The sequence below is a fragment of the Streptomyces sp. JN8 genome (assembly GCF_055808075.1).
Map to the genome: position 1 here is coordinate 3962921 of NZ_CM147852.1, position 17597 is coordinate 3980517.

Annotated in this window: 9 protein-coding genes and 1 rRNA gene; 3 read left to right on the plus strand and 7 right to left on the minus strand. The window is 73.3% G+C overall.

The genetic code is table 11. The annotated features are described in order from the left end of the window. Both ACY0MR_RS17355 and ACY0MR_RS17360 read right to left on the minus strand, forming a co-directional pair. A 16S ribosomal RNA gene (locus ACY0MR_RS17355) occupies positions 1 to 1526 on the minus strand. Positions 1527 to 2204: 678 nt separating this feature from the next. Then, a complete protein-coding gene (locus ACY0MR_RS17360) occupies positions 2205 to 2771 on the minus strand; it encodes a MarR family winged helix-turn-helix transcriptional regulator (RefSeq protein ID WP_361860151.1) in 567 nt (188 codons plus the stop codon). Between the two features lie 155 nt (positions 2772 to 2926). On the opposite strand from ACY0MR_RS17360, the gene ACY0MR_RS17365 reads away from it, so the two are divergent. Next, the gene (locus ACY0MR_RS17365) at positions 2927 to 4195 is read left to right on the plus strand and encodes an MFS transporter (protein WP_388801172.1); all 1269 of its coding nucleotides are present in this window, start codon (positions 2927 to 2929) and stop codon (positions 4193 to 4195) included. 1 nt (position 4196) lies between these two features. Here ACY0MR_RS17365 and ACY0MR_RS17370 read toward each other — a convergent pair whose 3' ends face one another. After that, positions 4197 to 5849 (minus strand): ATP-binding SpoIIE family protein phosphatase, encoded by a 1653-nt coding sequence (locus tag ACY0MR_RS17370; RefSeq protein WP_361860145.1) that lies wholly within the window; start codon positions 5847 to 5849, stop codon positions 4197 to 4199. A gap of 106 nt (positions 5850 to 5955) precedes the next feature. Beyond that, complete coding sequence (locus ACY0MR_RS17375; RefSeq protein ID WP_473561492.1) at positions 5956 to 7320, minus strand: NAD(P)/FAD-dependent oxidoreductase; 1365 nt, start codon at positions 7318 to 7320, stop codon at positions 5956 to 5958. A 352-nt stretch (positions 7321 to 7672) separates the two neighbouring features. Between ACY0MR_RS17375 and ACY0MR_RS17380 the strand changes: the two genes are divergently transcribed. Then, positions 7673 to 8467, plus strand: coding sequence for a TetR/AcrR family transcriptional regulator (locus tag ACY0MR_RS17380; RefSeq protein ID WP_388801167.1), 795 nt, complete (start codon positions 7673 to 7675; stop codon positions 8465 to 8467). Between the two features lie 272 nt (positions 8468 to 8739). Continuing rightward, a complete protein-coding gene (locus tag ACY0MR_RS17385) occupies positions 8740 to 10863 on the plus strand; it encodes a sigma-70 family RNA polymerase sigma factor (protein ID WP_473561494.1) in 2124 nt (707 codons plus the stop codon). Here the strand turns inward: ACY0MR_RS17385 and ACY0MR_RS17390 are convergent. The 3 genes from ACY0MR_RS17390 to ACY0MR_RS17400 all read right to left on the minus strand — a co-directional run bounded on the left by ACY0MR_RS17390 (position 10850) and on the right by ACY0MR_RS17400 (position 17407). Further along, positions 10850 to 14440, minus strand: a complete 3591-nt coding sequence (locus tag ACY0MR_RS17390) for an AfsR/SARP family transcriptional regulator (protein ID WP_473561496.1) — start codon at positions 14438 to 14440, stop codon at positions 10850 to 10852. The genes ACY0MR_RS17385 and ACY0MR_RS17390 overlap by 14 nt on opposite strands. A 72-nt stretch (positions 14441 to 14512) precedes the next feature. Next, complete coding sequence (locus ACY0MR_RS17395) at positions 14513 to 15103, minus strand: Uma2 family endonuclease (protein WP_473561822.1); 591 nt, start codon at positions 15101 to 15103, stop codon at positions 14513 to 14515. A gap of 120 nt (positions 15104 to 15223) precedes the next feature. Beyond that, positions 15224 to 17407, minus strand: coding sequence for an asparagine synthase-related protein (locus ACY0MR_RS17400; protein WP_392866920.1), 2184 nt, complete (start codon positions 17405 to 17407; stop codon positions 15224 to 15226). Positions 17408 to 17597 lie beyond the last annotated feature (190 nt).

Below are 17597 nucleotides of genomic sequence, written 5' to 3' on the forward strand. Positions count from 1 at the left end.
AAAGGAGGTGATCCAGCCGCACCTTCCGGTACGGCTACCTTGTTACGACTTCGTCCCAATCGCCAGTCCCACCTTCGACAGCTCCCTCCCACAAGGGGTTGGGCCACCGGCTTCGGGTGTTACCGACTTTCGTGACGTGACGGGCGGTGTGTACAAGGCCCGGGAACGTATTCACCGCAGCAATGCTGATCTGCGATTACTAGCAACTCCGACTTCATGGGGTCGAGTTGCAGACCCCAATCCGAACTGAGACCGGCTTTTTGAGATTCGCTCCGCCTCGCGGCATCGCAGCTCTTTGTACCGGCCATTGTAGCACGTGTGCAGCCCAAGACATAAGGGGCATGATGACTTGACGTCGTCCCCACCTTCCTCCGAGTTGACCCCGGCGGTCTCCTGTGAGTCCCCATCACCCCGAAGGGCATGCTGGCAACACAGGACAAGGGTTGCGCTCGTTGCGGGACTTAACCCAACATCTCACGACACGAGCTGACGACAGCCATGCACCACCTGTATACCGACCACAAGGGGGGCACTATCTCTAATGCTTTCCGGTATATGTCAAGCCTTGGTAAGGTTCTTCGCGTTGCGTCGAATTAAGCCACATGCTCCGCTGCTTGTGCGGGCCCCCGTCAATTCCTTTGAGTTTTAGCCTTGCGGCCGTACTCCCCAGGCGGGGAACTTAATGCGTTAGCTGCGGCACCGACGACGTGGAATGTCGCCAACACCTAGTTCCCAACGTTTACGGCGTGGACTACCAGGGTATCTAATCCTGTTCGCTCCCCACGCTTTCGCTCCTCAGCGTCAGTAATGGCCCAGAGATCCGCCTTCGCCACCGGTGTTCCTCCTGATATCTGCGCATTTCACCGCTACACCAGGAATTCCGATCTCCCCTACCACACTCTAGCCTGCCCGTATCGGATGCAGACCCGGGGTTAAGCCCCGGGCTTTCACACCCGACGTGACAAGCCGCCTACGAGCTCTTTACGCCCAATAATTCCGGACAACGCTTGCGCCCTACGTATTACCGCGGCTGCTGGCACGTAGTTAGCCGGCGCTTCTTCTGCAGGTACCGTCACTTTCGCTTCTTCCCTGCTGAAAGAGGTTTACAACCCGAAGGCCGTCATCCCTCACGCGGCGTCGCTGCATCAGGCTTTCGCCCATTGTGCAATATTCCCCACTGCTGCCTCCCGTAGGAGTCTGGGCCGTGTCTCAGTCCCAGTGTGGCCGGTCGCCCTCTCAGGCCGGCTACCCGTCGTCGCCTTGGTAGGCCATTACCCCACCAACAAGCTGATAGGCCGCGGGCTCATCCTTCACCGCCGGAGCTTTCAACCAGCCCCCATGCGGAAGCCGGTGTTATCCGGTATTAGACCCCGTTTCCAGGGCTTGTCCCAGAGTGAAGGGCAGATTGCCCACGTGTTACTCACCCGTTCGCCACTAATCCACCCCGAAGGGCTTCATCGTTCGACTTGCATGTGTTAAGCACGCCGCCAGCGTTCGTCCTGAGCCAGGATCAAACTCTCCGTGAATGTTTACCCGTAATCGGGTGACACTCGCGTTGAGCGGGACGGTCATGCCGGAATGTGGCCGACCGTCCACAGCGTCCTCGCTGTGTATGTCGCCTACCAGCCACAAGGGCCGGCAGGACTTTCAAAGGAACCTCGCCATCCGAAGATGGACGGGGTATCAACTAATCTGGCGTTGATTTTTGGCACGCTGTTGAGTTCTCAAGGAACGGACGCTTCCTTCGTACTCACCCTCTCGGGCTTTCCTCCGGGCTTTCCCTTCGGTCTTGCGTTTCCGACTCTATCAGATCTTTCCGATCCGATTTCCTCGGTGCTTTCCGGTCCCCTTCGCTTTCGCTCCGGGCCCTTCCGGCGGTTCCGACTCTATCAGATCCTTTCGGCGTCTGATTCCCAGTCAGCGGGGTTTGTCTTTCCGGCTGTTGGGCCGTTCCGACGTCTCAAACTCTAGCGGATTTCCCCGGCGACTCATAATCGAGCCATTCGAAATGAATTTCGGCATGCCGAAATTCGTCCCGGTGGGGAGATCGTGCGGAGTAGAGGTGCCGCTTTCAGCGGCGGAGGTGGTCGCCGAAGAACCGTTCCGGCTCTGTGACAACTCGGAGAACACTACGCATCGGGGAGGGGTGTGTCAACCCCCCTCCGACAGGCCTCGGGACGCCGTAAGGGCGCCGGGGAAGAGGGTCAGTCCAGGTCCGTCAGGCGGCCGCCCGCGTCGGGCTGGGTGAGCTCCACGCGGCGGAGGAGCCGGATGAGGACCTCGCCGAGGATGCCCCGCTCGTCCGAGGTCAGGTCCTGGAGCAGCTCCTCCTCGAAGTCCGTGGCCATGCGCATGGCCTCCAGCCACTTCGAGCGGCCCTCGTCGGTGAGCTCCACGATCACGCGGACCCGGTTGTTCTCGTCGCGGTCGCGGGTGACCAGGCCCTCTCCCGCCATCCGGTCGATGCGGTGGGTCATCGCGGCCGGGGTGAGGCCGAGCCGCTTGGCGAGCTCGCCCGGGCCGAGCCGGTAGGGCTCGCCGGCGAGCACCAGGGTCTTGAGGACCTCCCACTCGGCGTTGCTGATGCCGAGGTCGGCGAGCTGGCGTCCGTACGCCACGTTCATCCGTCGGTTCAGCCGGCCGAGGGCCGAGACGACCTTCTCCACCTGGGGGTCGAGGTCGTGGAACTCGCGCTGGTAGGCGGCGATCTGCTCGTCGAGGCTCGGCTCCTGGTGAGCCTGCGGGCCGGACCGCTCGGGGGTGTCGGACATGCAGGCGAGTATCCCACGGTTCTCGTTGGCGTTGAAGTCCTTCGGTGTGTACTGTTAAGGCTCGAACTTTAGTGTTGAAGTCTTCAAGGTTCAGGGTTACACCTCTGAACCTGCGACCGAAGTGGGTGAGTGTGACCAAGGCGAGGGGCGCAGCGATGCGCCGTATTCAGGCAGGCAGCGCGCTGAGCGCGTTCGGACTCGGCTTCACCGTGCCGTACCTCTATGTGTACGTGGCGCAGGTGCGGGATCTGGGCGCGGCCACGGCGGGCATCGTGCTCGCCGTCTTCGCCATGGCCGCGCTCGTGGTGCTGCCGTTCAGCGGGCGGGCCATCGACCGGCGCGGGCCGGTGCCGGTCCTGCTGGTCGCCTCGGTCGCCGCCGCCGTGGGTGCGGTCGCCATGGGCTTCGCGTCGAGCGTGCCCGCGGCCGTGGGGGCCGCGGCGCTGCTGGGCGCCGGTACGGCCGTGCTCCAGCCGGCCCTCGCCACGATGATCGTCTGGTGCTCGACGCCGGTCGGGCGCACCCGGGCGTTCGCCATGCAGTTCTTCCTGCAGAACCTGGGCCTCGGTGTCGGTGGTCTGATCGGCGGTCTGCTGGTGGACACCAGCCGGCCGGGCAGCTTCATCCTGCTGTTCTCGATCGAGGCGGCGATGTTCCTGGTCCTGGCGGCGATCGTCGGGACCGTGCGGATGCCGGGTTCCCCGGCGTTCCAGGGCGCCCGTCCGACCGACGGCGGGAAGGGCGGCGGTGTCCGCGCGCTGCTCGGGCACAAGGCGATGGTGCAGCTGTGCGTCCTCGGCTTCGTCCTCTTCTTCGCCTGCTACGGGCAGTTCGAGTCGGGTCTCGCCGCGTACGGCACGGAGGCCGCCGGCATCCAGCCCTCGACGCTCGGCATCGCGCTGGCCGCCAACACGGCGGTGATCGTGGCCGCCCAGTTCCTGGTGCTCCGGTTCGTCGAGCGCCGCAAGCGGACCCGGGTGATCGCGGCCGTCGGTCTGATCTGGACCGTGGCCTGGCTGATCGCCGGGTACGCGGGGCTCGGGCACGGCAGCCAGGCGATGGCGACGGCGGCGTTCGTCTCCACGTACGCGCTGTTCGGGCTCGGGGAGGCGATGCTGTCGCCGACCGTGGCCCCGCTGGTCGCCGATCTGGCGCCGGAGTCGATGGTCGGGCAGTACAACTCGGCGTTCGCACTGGTCAAGCAGCTGGCCCTGGCCGTCGGTCCCGCCGTGGGCGGGCCCATGGGGGCCGCGCTGCACGGTCCGTACATCGTGACGTTCGTGCTCTTCTCGCTCGGCATCACGTTCCTCGCGGTGCGGCTGGGCAGGCAGCTGACCCCCGAGCAGAACCAGCCGTCGCTCGCCGTGAAGCCGTCCCTGGTCGTGGCGCAGCACCTGCCCGAGAAGGAGACCGCCGCCGCCTGACCTACTGGTCGGGCAGGGCGAACTCGCACCAGACCGCTTTGCCGCCGCCCGGTGTGCGGCGGCTCCCCCAGGACGAGGCGATCGTCGCGATGATCGAGATTCCGCGACCCGCCTCGTCCTCCGATTCCGCCCTGCGGCGACGCGGCAGGTGGTCGTCCCCGTCCGTGACCTCGATGATCAGGCGGCGGTCGGTGCGGCGCAGACGGAGCCGCATGGGCGGGGTGCCGTGCTGGAGGGAGTTGCCCACCAGTTCGCTGGTGGCGAGGACGCCCAGGTCGCGCAGTTCGACCGGGAAGCGCCAGGACGACAGGACCCCGGAGGCGAAGGCACGCGCGCGGGGGGCAGCCTCCACTCCGCCGAGGAGTTCCAGGGCCGCGTTGTGGAAGAGCTCCGCGTCCGCCCCTCTGCGGGACGGGTGCTGGACGACCAGGACGGCCACGTCGTCGTCGTGCTCCGCGGTCACCCCGAGGGAGCGGAGCAGCCGGTCGCAGACCACTTGCGGGGTGCCGCTGGCGCCGGCCAGGGCGCGGGCCAGGGCGGCGACGCCCTCGTCGATGTCCTCGCGGCGCCGCTCGACCAGGCCGTCGGTGTAGAGGACGGCGGTCGAGCCGGGCGGCAGGGCGATGGATCCGGAGGCGTGCAGCCAGCCGCCGGTGCCCAGGGGCGGGCCCGTGGGGTCCTCGGCGCGCCGGACCGTGCCGTCCTCGTCGCGGACGAGGATGGGGAGGTGGCCCGCGGAGGCGTAGACCAGCTTCCCCTCGCTGGGGTCGTGGATCGCGTACACGCAGGTGGCGATCTGGCTGGCGTCGATCTCGGCGGCGAGGCCGTCGAGCAGCTGGAGCACCTCGTGCGGGGGCAGGTCCAGGCGCGCGTAGGCCCGGACGGCGGTGCGGAGCTGGCCCATGACGGCGGCGGCGCGCACGCCGCGGCCCATCACGTCGCCGATGACGAGCGCGGTGCGGCCGGCGCCGAGGGTGATCACGTCGTACCAGTCGCCGCCGACGGCCGCGTCGGTGCCGCCGGGCTGGTAGGTCGCGGCGATCCGCAGGTCGTCGGGCTGCTCAAGGTCCTGCGGGAGCAACGAGCGCTGGAGGGTGACGGCGGTCTCGCGGTGGCGGCGCTCGCTGGTCCGCAGCCGTTCGGCGGCCTCGGCGTGGTCGGTGACGTCCGCGGCGTGGACGAGGACTCCGCCGCCTTCGAGGTGCTCGCTCTCCACGGGCAGGCAGGTCACCGTGTACGAGCCGCCGTCCTGGGTGCGGCGGGACTTGACCGTGCGCGGCTTGCCGCTGCGCAGCACCTGGTCCATGAGGGGCAGCAGGCCGAGCTCCTCGGCCTCCGGGCAGGTGTCGGCGACGGGGGCGCCCGCGGGGCGGGGGCCGAAGGCGGCGGCATAGGCGTCGTTGACGTACGCGATGCGGTGCTCCGGGCCGTACGCGAGGGCGACCAGGCCGGGGAGGCGGCCCAGGAGCTCCCGGACGGAGAAGTCCTCCAGGGCGGGTACGGCGACGGGTCCGCCCGCCTCGGCGGCCTCTCGGGCGAGGTGCTCAAGCTGCTGGGCGTACTCACCGCGGGCGGCGGGCACGGAGCCTTCGGTCCCCCGCGCCGCGCGGCGCTGTGTACCGGGGAGCCGGGCGCTCCAACGGGTGAAGTTCACGGATCTCTATGCCTCGTGGTGTCGGTGCCGTGCAGAGTCACGCTGTGCAGGTGTGAGCCCACCTATGGTCACACGTCCAGTGTGGACGAGCGCACTGACAGTGATGTCAGGACGACGGCTTGTCGCCGTGGTCGGGTGGCGGGGCGGCGGCGAGTTCGAATTCGGCGCGGGGGTGCTCCAGTGACCCGAGGGAGACGATCTCCCGTTTGAACAGGCCGGACAGGGTCCATTCGGCGAGGACCCGGGCCTTGCGGTTGAAGGTGGGCACCCGGCTCAGGTGGTAGGCGCGGTGCATGAACCAGGCCGGATATCCCTTGAGTTTCCGTCCGTAGACGTGGGCGACGCCCTTGTGGAGGCCGAGGGAGGCGACGGAGCCGACGTACGCGTGCGCGTACTCCTTGAGCGGCCGGCCGCTCAAGGAGGCCGTGATGTTCTCGGCGAGGACCTTGGCCTGGCGGACGGCGTGCTGGGCGTTGGGCGCGCACTCCCTGCCGGGTTCCTCCGCGGTGACGTCGGGGACGGCGGCGGCGTCGCCGGCGGCCCAGGCGTGCTCGACCCCCTCGACGGCGAGGGCGGCCGTGCAGCGGAGCCGGCCGCGTTCGTTCAGGGGCAGGTCGGTCGCGGCGAGGAGGGGGGCGGGTTTGACGCCCGCGGTCCACACGACGGTCCGGGTGGGCAGCCGGGTGCCGTCGCTGAGGACGGCGATCCGGTCCTCGCAGGATTCGAGGCGGGTCTCCAGGCGTACGTCGACGTTCCGGCCGCGCAGCTCGCGGATGGCGTACCGGCCCATCTCCTCGCCCACCTCGGGCAGGATCCGGTCCGAGGCCTCGACGAGGACCCAGCGGAGGTCCTCGGGCCGGACGTTGTGGTGGTAGCGCGCGGTGTAGCGGGCCATGTCCTCCAGCTCGGCGAGCGCCTCCACGCCCGCGTAGCCCCCGCCGACGAAGACGAAGGTCAGGGCGGCGTCGCGGATCGCGGGGTCGCGGGTGGAGGAGGCGATGTCCATCTGCTCGATGACGTGGTTGCGCAGGCCGATGGCCTCCTCGACGGTCTTGAAGCCGATGCCGTGCTCGGCGAGGCCGGGGACCGGGAGGGTGCGGGAGACCGAGCCGGGCGCGATGACCAGTTCGTCGTACGCGAGGGCGACCGCGCCGGTGCCCTCCTCGGCGGTCGCGAGGGTGGAGAGCGTCGCGGTCCGCTTGGCGTGGTCGACGGAGAGGACCTCGCCGATGACGATCCGGCAGCGGTCGAGGACCCGGCGCAGCGGCACGACGACGTGGCGCGGGGAGATGGAGCCGGCGGCGGCCTCGGGGAGGAAGGGCTGGTACGTCATGTACGGCTCGGGCGTGACCACGACGATCTCGGCGGAGCCGGCTCTCAGCTCGGCCCTGAGCTGCCGCTGGAGGCGCAGCGCGGTGTACATGCCGACGTAGCCACCGCCGACCACGAGAATGCGCGCAGGTTCGGTCACTGTCCCATGACGCACCGCCGTCCGTGGTTTGTCCACAGCCCCGGCAAATTGTGTGACCGGAGGGGTACGGGGGCGTGGGGTGGCGCACGAAGGGGGTACGGGCGGAACGGCCCAGGTCAGGGTGGCCGTGCCGGGCTCGGCGGGGGGCTGGAATCGGGAGTGTTCCGGTCCTTGCTCCGATCGGGGGGCGCACCGTACGGAACTCCCCCTTCTGAATTGACCCCGACTCAACTATGTTCGTAGTTCGTCGGGGTGTCGGACGGGAGCGCGTGGACCGCTGCGCTCGTCCTCCGGAACCCCTTTTCAGGGCGGGGAGTCTCCGGGGGGAGACATCATGAGCGGGGGAACGCTTATGCATATTCAGGATTCACGATGGCAGGCGGGCGCCGGGACGGCGACCGTGGACGACGGCCCGCACGCGGGCGTCGTCGGCTCCGAGCGCCACGGCGCTCCGGTGGTCGGCAGGTCCGCGCCGCTGCGGGTGGACGCCCAGCGCAATCTGGAGCACGTCCTGCGGGCCGCGCGCGAGGTGTTCGGTGAGCTCGGTTACGGGGCTCCGATGGAGGACGTGGCGCGCCGCGCCCGCGTCGGGGTCGGCACCGTCTACCGCCGCTTCCCGAGCAAGGACGTACTGGTCAGGCGAATAGCCGAGGAGGAGACCGCCCGGCTGACCGAGCAGGCGCGGACCGCGCTGGGCCAGGAGGACGAGCCGTGGTCGGCGCTCTCCCGGTTCCTGCGCACGTCGGTGGCCTCCGGGGCGGGCCGGCTCCTTCCGCCGCAGGTGCTGCGGGTGGGCGTCGACGACGTCACGGTGCTGCCGCTCGGCGCCGACTCCCACGACGCGGACGAGGCGGCGCGGGTGCCGCACCAGCGGGGTGTCGGCGAGCAGGCGGACGTGCGCGTGGTCGCGCCGCGGGCCGTGCCGGCGGAGGAGAAGGACGACGCGGGCGCCGCGGAGCTCCTCGAGGTGGTCGGCCGGCTGGTCGACCGGGCGCGGGAGGCGGGAGAGCTGCGGACCGACGTGACCGTGGCCGACGTGCTCCTCGTCATCGCCACGGCCGCCCCGGCGCTGCCGGACGCGGTGCAGCAGGCGGCGGCCTCGACGCGTCTCCTCGACATCCTGATCGAGGGACTGCGCTCCCGGTAGGAGACGGCCGACGGCCGCCCGCGCTCCGGCGCGGGCCCGTCTCCTCCGTGGCGGCGGGCTTCTCCCTGGGGCCGGGCTTCTCCGTGCCGTGGGGCCGGGGCGGGTGCTCCGGACGGGTCAACGAGCATGACACGAACGTGTGATCGGTTACGCCCGGATACCCGAAGTCGCCCCGGACGAGTGGTAAGTGGCCGCGGCGCCTCGGGGCGCCCGCGCTCTGTGGCAGGCTTTCCCGGTGTTCGGGTCCGAGCGTGCGTACGGGGGCTTCCGCGATGAGCGGTGACAGTCGGGACGAGCCGCTGGGCGGCCCCGCCGAGGCGGGGGACGCGCCCTCCCGGCAGGTGCCGAACCAGGGCGGACCGGGCGGACTCTCCGGCGCCGCGGACCCGGTCGGGCCGGGAGCCGCCACCGCCCCGACGGGCCCGCCGGGGTCGCCCGCCGCGGGCCCGGTCGTACCGCTCGACGCCAGCGTCCCGCAGCAGCGCGAGGGCATGACCTCCGGCCGGCCGGCCGCCGGAGGTCCCGTTCCGGGGGCAGGCGCCCGGTCCGAGCCGCCCGCCGCCGAGGACGAGCACGCGTACGAGCACGACACCGTCCTCCCGCCGCCCCGCGAACTCCCGCCCTCCGACTCCGACCTCGTCCGGCTCATGCGGGAGGGCGACGACTCCGCGTACGAGGAGCTCTTCCGCCGCCACTCCGACGCCGTCCGCCGTTACGCCAGGACCTGCTGCCGGGACGCGCACACCGCCGACGACCTCACCGCCGAGGTCTTCGCCCGCACCCTGCAGGCGGTCCGCGGCGGAGCCGGGCCCGAACAGGCCGTGCGCGCCTACCTGATGACCACCGTCCGCCGCGTCGCCGCGAACTGGACGAAGACGCAGAAGCGGGAACACCTCGTCGAGGACTTCGCGGTGTTCGCCGCCGAGGCCGCCCGCTCCTCCGAGGTCTCCGACCAGACCGCGTCCTTCGGGGCGGGCCTCGACCTCGGCGCGGACGTACGGGCCATGCACGAGGCCGAGCAGTCGCTCGCCCTGCAGGCCTTCCGGTCCCTGCCCGAGCGCTGGCAGGCCGTGCTGTGGCACACCACCGTCGAGGAGGAGTCCCCCAGCGAGGTCGCCCCCCTCTTCGGCCTGACCGCCAACGCCACCGCCGTCCTCGCCAGCCGCGCCCGCGAAGGCCTCAAGCAGGCCTACCTCCAGGCCCACGTCAGCCAGTCCCTCACGGCCGGCGGCGACTGCGCCCGGTACGCCGACCGGCTCGGCGCCTACGCCCGCGGCGGCCTGCGGATGCGGGCCGAACGCGGACTGCGCAAGCACCTGGACGAGTGCGCCAAGTGCCGGCTCGCCGCCGGCGAACTGGCCCACGTCAACGCCGGGATCCCCGCCCTGCTCCCCGTCGCCGTCATCGGCTGGTTCGCCGCCGGGTACTCCCTCAAGGCCGCCGGCATCGTCGCCGGCGGCGCCGTCGGCGCGGGCGCGGCCGGAGCCGCTGCCGCCGCCACCGGCTCCTCCGCGGGTGCGGCCTCCGGGGGCGCGGCCTCCGGCGCCGCCGCCGAGGGGCTCGGCGCGCCCGCGAAGGCCGGCATCGCGGCCGCCGTGGCCGTCGCCGCGGCCGCCGGCCTCGTCTGGGCCATGGCCGGGGACCCGCAGCCCGTGGCCGCGCCCCGGGCCACCCAGCCCGTCGTCACCCCCGTCGTACCGGCGGACCCCGCGCCGCCGCCGAAGCCGACGCCCGAGCCCGTGCCGCCGCCCCCGCCCGTGACGTCCGAGCCGCCGGCGCCCGCCCCCACGCCGCCCGCGCCGACCCCGTCCGCGAAGCCCGCGCCGAGGCCGCCGGCCGCGAAGCCGACGCCCGCGCCGACGCCCCCGCCGCCGAAGCCCCGCCCCAGCCCGAAGCCCACGCCCACGCCCCGGCCGCAGAAGCCCTCGGCCACGCCGACGCCGACGCCCGCCCCGCCGCGGGTCTACCGGGTCGACGAACTGGACTACGGGGTCCTCGGCGACGGCACCGAACCCGAGGTCGACCTCTCCGGCAGCAGCTGGCTGTGGCCGCGCCGCGACCTGTCCATCGGCGGGACCCCGTACGCGTACGGGGTGAGCGTGCACGCGCCCTCGTCCCTGCTGATCCACCTCAACCGGCAGTGCACCGGCTACGACGCGATCGCCGGCGTGGACGACCTGAGCGCCCTCGTCGGCTTCGGCGGCGTCCGCTTCGCCGTGTACGGGGACGAGCGGCGGCTCTGGCGCTCCGACGTGGTCCGGGCCGGCGACCCGCCGGTCCCGGTGCACGTCGACATCTCGGGCCGCCGCACGATCCGCCTGGTGGTGGAGGAGCACACGCCGTTCGGGCGGGCCGTGGTCGCCGACTGGGCGCAGTCCCGGATCAGCTGCTCCTGACGGTCCCGTCCCACGGCGATCCGTCCGGTCCCGATCCGTCCGGTCCGGGCCGTGGGGCGACGGTCTCCGCGAGGGCGAGGACCTCGTCGACCCCTAGGCCCTCGCCCGCCGCGCGGGCGGCGGCGACACCCGAAGGCCCCAGCGCCGTGAGCGCCCGGTCGGTCACCTCCCGGAGGTCCTTCAGGCCGGGGACCGAGCGGGGGGTCTCGGCGCGCCAGCCCTCGACGGCCGTCATGACGGTGACCGCCAGGGCGGCTTCACCCGTCGCGGACAGGACGACGCCGAGGCACTCCCCCAGACCCGCGACGAAGAACTCCGAGCGCTGCGCGTCCCGCGCGCCGCGCAGCGCTCGCACGGCCGTGGCGACGGCGGACGACCGCCCCTCGCCCGCCTCGACGCGCGCGGACAGCCCCACGAACGCCGCCTCGAAGTGCGGTGGGGGCGCTCCGGTCGCGATCGTGTGGCCCGCCTCCTCCAGGTGGGCGCGGGCCTCCGCGACCTCACCGCGGTACAGGGCCACGCCGGCCCGCAGGAAGCAGACGAACACGCCGGTGTCCCGCACCCGGTAGCGCTCCGCCTCCTGGGCGGCCTCGTCGAGCCCCTGCTCCGCGGCCTCCATGTCCCCTTTCTGATAGGCGAGTTCGGCCCGGCGGGCGAGGAGGAACGGGGACTCGGCGTGCGCGCCGACCTCGCGGGCCAGCCGAAGGGCCTCCTCGTACGCCTCCCCGGCCTCCTCGGTGCGGCCGCGCAGCATGTGGGCCTCGCCCACCGCGCTCGCGATCTGGGCCCCCATCCAGCGGTCGCCGACCCGCCGGGCGAGGACGCGGAGCTCGGCCAGGTCCTCGTCGATGCCGGGCATGCCGCCGGGCATGTCGACGACCATGTGCGTACGGAACATGAGGCTGACGCCGACCTCCCAGTCACCGCCGTGACGCCTGCAGTTGGCGACGGCCTCGTCGAGGAGCGCGAGGACCACGGCCGGTTCCTCGGTGAGGTACGCGGTGAACGGCCAGAGCAGGCCGGGAAACCGGGCGCCCTCGGGGCCGGGCGGCTCACCGAACGCCGACCGCACGCGGCGGGCGAGCGCGAGCGACTCCGGTTCCTGGAAGTCCCGCAGCGTGCGGCTCTCGACCTCCAGGAAGAAGTGCAGCATGCGCAGCCGCATCCGCGGCCAGTAGCGGGGGTCGCCGGGGTCGTCCGGGTCGTCGCCGAGCGCGACCGTGCGCTCGACCCAGGTCAGGCCCTCGGGCCGGTAGTTGCGCAGCCACCAGAACCAGCCCATGGCGAAGACCAGGCGGTGGGCGGCGGTCTCGTCCGGCGGCGGGCCGCCCTCCGCGGCCGGGGCGGGCGGCTTCGGGACGGTGCCGACGGTGCGGTGCAGGGCGGCGCGGATGTTGTCCAGGTCCCGCTCGATCCGCTCGATCCACGGCAGTTGCTCGGCCGAGCGGAGCTTCGGCTCGGCCTCCTCGGCGAGGGCCGTGAAGTGGGCGGTGTGGGCGGCCTCGGCGGCGGCGAGGAGCTCCGGGGTCTCGGCGGCGCGCTCGCTCGCGTACTCGTGGATGGTCTCCAGGAGCCGGTAGCGCATCTCGCCGCCCTCGGCGGGGGTGGCGACCACCAGGGACTTGTCGACGAGGGCGCCGAGCGGGTCCGCGGCGCGCGGGCAGAGGGCCTCCGCCGCCGCGAGGTCCCAGCCGCCCGCGAAGACCGAGACCTGGCGGAGCAGGGTGCGCTCGCCGGGGTCGAGCAGGTCCCAGGACCAGTCGACGACGGCGCGGAGGGTCTGCTGGCGGGGCAGGACCGTGCGGGAGCCGGAGGTGAGGAGCCGGAAGCGGTCGTCGAGGCGGTCGGCGATCTGGCGCGGGGTGAGGAGCCGGAGGCGGGCGGCGGCCAGTTCGATCGCGAGGGGCAGGCCGTCGAGCCGCCGGCAGATCTCGTCGACGGCCGCGCCGCCGTCCCGGCTGAGGTCGACGTCGGGGCGGACGGCGCGGGCCCGCTCGGCGAAGAGGCGGTGCGCGGGGTCCGGCGGCAGGGGTTCGAGGGGCCGGACCGACTCCCCCGGGACGCCGAGGGGTTCGCGGCTGGTGGCGATGACGCGGAGCTGCGGGCAGCCGGTGAGGAGGGTCTCGGCGAGGGCCGCGGCCGCGTCGATCACGTGCTCGCAGTTGTCGAGGACGAGGAGGAACGGGCCGCGGGCGAGGTGCTCGACCAGCCGGGCCGCGGGATCGTCCTGGAGGGTCGTGCCCTCGCGGGTGATCAGGGTGACCTCGCGGAGCCCGAGCGCGGAGAGGACGGCGCCGGGGACGGCCTCGGGGTCGTCGAGCGGTGCGAGTTCGGCGATCCAGGCGGCGGGGGCGAGGGGATCGGGGGCCGGGGTTCCGGCGCCGGGGGTGTGGTGCTCCGGCGCGGACCCGTCGGTACCGGAAGGGGTGCCTGGGCTCTCGGAGGAGGTGTCGGGGGCCGCGGGCGGGGCGCAGGCGCGACGGGCGGCCTCCTCCGCGAGCCGGGTCTTCCCCGAGCCGCCGGGGCCGGTCAGCGTGACGAGCCGGGCCTGCTCCAGATCCGCGCGGAGGGCGGCCAGCTCGGGCTCGCGGCCGACGAAGGAGGTGAGGCGGGGCCGGATGTTGCCGGAGACCGGCGCGGGGGCGGGTTGCGCGGCCAGAGTGGCGGGAGTGGGGTGCGCGGCGGGGGCGGGGCGGACGTCGGGGGCCGCTCCCGTGCCGGGGTGCGGGCGGCCCGGCACCGCGGGCGCGGGACGGGTCTCCGGTGCGGTGCCGGTGCCCCGCCGCCCGTCGGGCGGCCCGGCCTGCCGGGGCCCGGCGGGCGGCGGAGCCCAGGAGCCGCCGGCGCGGTCCGGACCGTCCGGCGCCGCGAGGAGTTCCCGGTGGAGGGCGGCGAGTTCGGGGCCGGGGTCGGCGCCGAGGCCGTCGGCGAGGGTTCGGCGGGCCGACTCGAAGGCCGCGAGTGCGTCGGCGTGCCGCCCCTCGGCCCGCAGGGCCCGGATGAGATGGGCGCGGAACGCCTCGTCGTACGGGTACGTGGCGGTGAGCTCGGTCAGTTCCGGTACGAGCCCGTCGGTGGCGCCCCTGCGCAGGTCGGCCTCGACGCGCCGGCGCAGGGCCGCGAGCCGCTGGGCCTCGGGGCGGACGCCGGCCGGGCCGGGCAGGTCGGCGAGGGCGGGACCCCGGAAGAGGCCGAGGGCCCGGCGGAGGAGGACGGCGGCCTGCTCGGGGTCGCCGGCGTCGAGGTGGGCGGCCGCGTCCTGGACCTGGCGCTCGAAGACGTACAGGTCGATGTCCTCGGGGGCGGCGACGAGCCGGTAGCCGGGTCCGGGGGTGGAGGCGACGGCGTCGCCGCCGATGGTCCGGCGGAGCCGGCCGACGAGGGCCTGGAGGGCGGCGGGGGCGTCCTGCGGCGGGGCGTCCCCGTACACGTCGTCGGCGAGCTCGGTGAGGGAGGCGGCCCGTCCGCCGCGCAGCGCCAGCGCGGCGAGCAGCGCGCGCAGCCTGGCACCGCCGACGGGGAGGCTGCGGCCACGGGGGTCGAGGGCCTCGGTGGTGCCGAGGATGAGATACCGCACCGGCTCATTGTGTCCGGTGGCACCGGCGTACGCCTCGGGGTTTACCCCGGTGCGCCCTCCGGGGTCCGGGCGTCAGAAGGCGGAGGTGTCCAGGTCGAAGCCGAGGGGGTGGGGCAGGGCGACGACCGTCCCCAGCTTGTGGATGGACTTGTGCCCGTAGTCGTCCCCGGAGGGCTCGGAGCACACGACGGCTTCACCCGCCTCACGGTCGATCAGCAGGTAGAGCGGGATGCACCCGCGCGCGTAGGCCCGGATCTTCTGGACCCGGTCGCGGCGCGCGGTGGACGAGGAGGTCACCTCGGCGACGAGCAGGACCGGGTCGGGTGCGTGCCACTCCTGCTGGTCGTCGAAGCTGCCTTTGGGGGCGATGACGAGATCGGGGATGACTCTGACCGCGTCGGTGGTCCCGGGCAGGCTGAGGCCGATGCCCGTGTAGCGCCCGACGCCCTTGTCATGATCTCGGACCTGACCATTCAGCTCCGAGACGATCTCCTCATGCTCTCCGTTGGCCGGAGGTACCACGTGGATCTCCCCTTCGATCAGCTCCACGCGCCAGCCCTTGGGGGCAGCCGCACTGAACAGCTCGAAGGTCTCCTCAACAGTCGCACCCTCGCGGTCGGGCATGCCCTCGGAGAACGCGTCTTCCGGGACCGGCAGCGGCATCGCCATGCTGGACCTCCTTCGCTCGGTGCGACGCTCCCAGCTTAGGACGGGACCCCGCTGCGCTACGGGAGTCGTTCACTCGAACGAGCGTGCTGGGACGTTTCGCCCGGCGGGCGGGCTTCACGCCGGGAGGGACCTCGACGCCGGGACCAGGGGGCCCTGGACCGCGCGGTGGGCGCGGGGTTCGGTGGTGCTGGTCCAGCAGGAGCCCCGCCGGGCCATGAGGCGGCGGAGCCAGAGTTCGGTGGAGACGAGGTCGGCGAGGCCGTCCAGGGGGACGGAGGCGCCGTCGGCCGCCGAGCGGAGGGCCTCGCGGACCACGCGGGCCTCGATCAGCCCCGCGTCGGCGAGCAGCGGCGCGTCGAAGAGGGCGATCAGGTCGGGCAGCGCGGCGCGCAGGCCCGCGCGCGTGGCGCCGGCCGGGACCGCCGGGTGGGGGGCGCCCCAGCCGGCGGGGAGGTCGTGGATGCCGGCGCCGGAGAGGACCGCGCGCAGGACGTTGGCCCGGGCGTCGGGCTGGACCCGGAGCGATTCCGGGAGGGCGCGGCAGGCCCGGACGACCTGGTTGTCGAGGAAGGGGGCGTGCAGGCGCTGGCCGCGGATCTCCGCGGCCTGCTCCAGGACCCGGTGGTCGGCCGCCGCCCGCGCGAGCGCGGCACGCGCGCGTGCCTCGCCCGGGCGCTGGACCGACGCCGGCAGGGTCGCCGCCCGGTTCAGCCGAACCGATACCTCGGCCAGTGCCTCCCCCGTCAGCCAGCGCGCCGCGGGTCCCGGCCGGGACCAGGCGAGCGCCGAGAGGGAGGCCTCCAGGGGGCCGAACCCGTCCGAGGCCGTGCGGTTCGCCTCCAGCACCCGCTGGGCGGCGGCCTCCAGGCCGGTCCGGTACGGGGTGCGGGCGAGCTTCCGCGCCGCCCGGTACACCGTGAGCGGCACCAGGAGCGAGCCCGCCGTCGGCCCCGAGGCCTTCGCGAGTGCCGTGACCGGGCGCACCAGGGAGCGCCGCCTGCGGTCCATCAGGAGGTCGGCGAGGCGGGCCGGGTGCGCGTCGAGGACCTGCTTGGCGCCCATGCCGGTGAAGTGGTCGGCGCTGCCGCCCGCGAGCCGTCTCCGGTGCCGTTCGGCCGTCACGAGCGAGGGCCCCGGCTCGTCGGTGAGCGGCCCGTCCAGCACGGCGTACGGCAGTGCCTCCTCGCCGCCCGCGACGACGACGTGGTGCAGGCGCGGGTCGGCCGCGATCGCCCCGGCCCGCTTCAGCTCGTCCTCCCGGCCGGAACCCGCGCGCGTGGCCAGGTCGTTGAAGGTGACGGCGAGGAGCCGCTCCCCCGCGCCCGTGCCGTGTCCGGTGATCGTGCCCGGCACCCCGGGGAGGCCCGCGGCGAGGAGGGCGAGCGTGCCGGAGGCGCTGCCGCCGGACAGGTCGGCCCCGATGCCGGGCGCCGGTCCCGCGCCCCGGGCCGCGCGCCGGTCGGCGGGCCCCATGCCGGGCACCGGGCCCGGGTCGGGCAGCGGGGCCTCGGGGGCGTGCCGCGGGGCGGTGAGCCGGGCGCGGACGGCCTCGACCAGGGCCTCTCTGACCCCTTCGACGGCCTGCCGGGGGTCGGTCTCGGCCGCGGCGACCGCGAGCGAGGCGACCTGCTCGTAGCCGGTGATCTCGCGCGAGCCCTCCCGGAGGATCAGCGCGTGGCCGGGCGGTACCCGCCGGACGCCCTCGTACGGGGTGGTGTCGCGGAGCGCCTCCGGGGTCTCGGGGCAGGCGAGCAGGGCGGCGAGGTGGCCGATGTCGAGCTGGGCCTCCACCAGGTCGGCGAGCGGGAGGGCGGCGGTGGCGAAGGCGGTGCCGCCGTCCCACGGGGTGTGGAAGACCGGCCGGGCGCCCGCGAGGTCGCCGGTGACGGTGACCCGGCGGCCGGCCTTGACGACCGCGGTGTAGCTGCCGGGCCAGGCGGTGAGGTGGCGCAGCGCGCCGCCGCGCGCGGTGAGCAGGCCGAGTCTCAGCTCCTCGTCGCTCGCGGCGCAGCAGCCGAGGACGGCGAGGCGGGTGTGGTCGTCGACGGCGATGACGCGCACCTCGTCGGGCCGCCAGTCGCCGACCGCCCAGAGCGGATCGGGGTCGCCCCAGAGGAGCTGTGCGCCCACCGGTTGCACCGTGCGCCCCTCGGTGGCGGACGTCCGGCCTCCGTAACCGTGGGGGGCGCCAGGTCCGGAGCCGTTGCCGCCGTACGAGCCGCTCACCGACCCCGCCCGGGGTCCGGTCGTCGTTGCGAAGCCCGCGGCGACACTGCTCCAGCCCACCAGCCATCGCATCGGCGCCTCCGCATCCGTTTCGGTGGGAGACATGCTGCCACGACAACGGCGCACGGGGCGGGGTCCGGGTGCACGCGCGCGAAAGCCGAATGCGCCCCTGGCATGGGCCAGTTGGACACCGGCGTCATTCGGCCAAATATCGCCCCTCCGGTGGGGGGCCGGGAGGCGTCCGGGGCGTCTGCCCACGCAC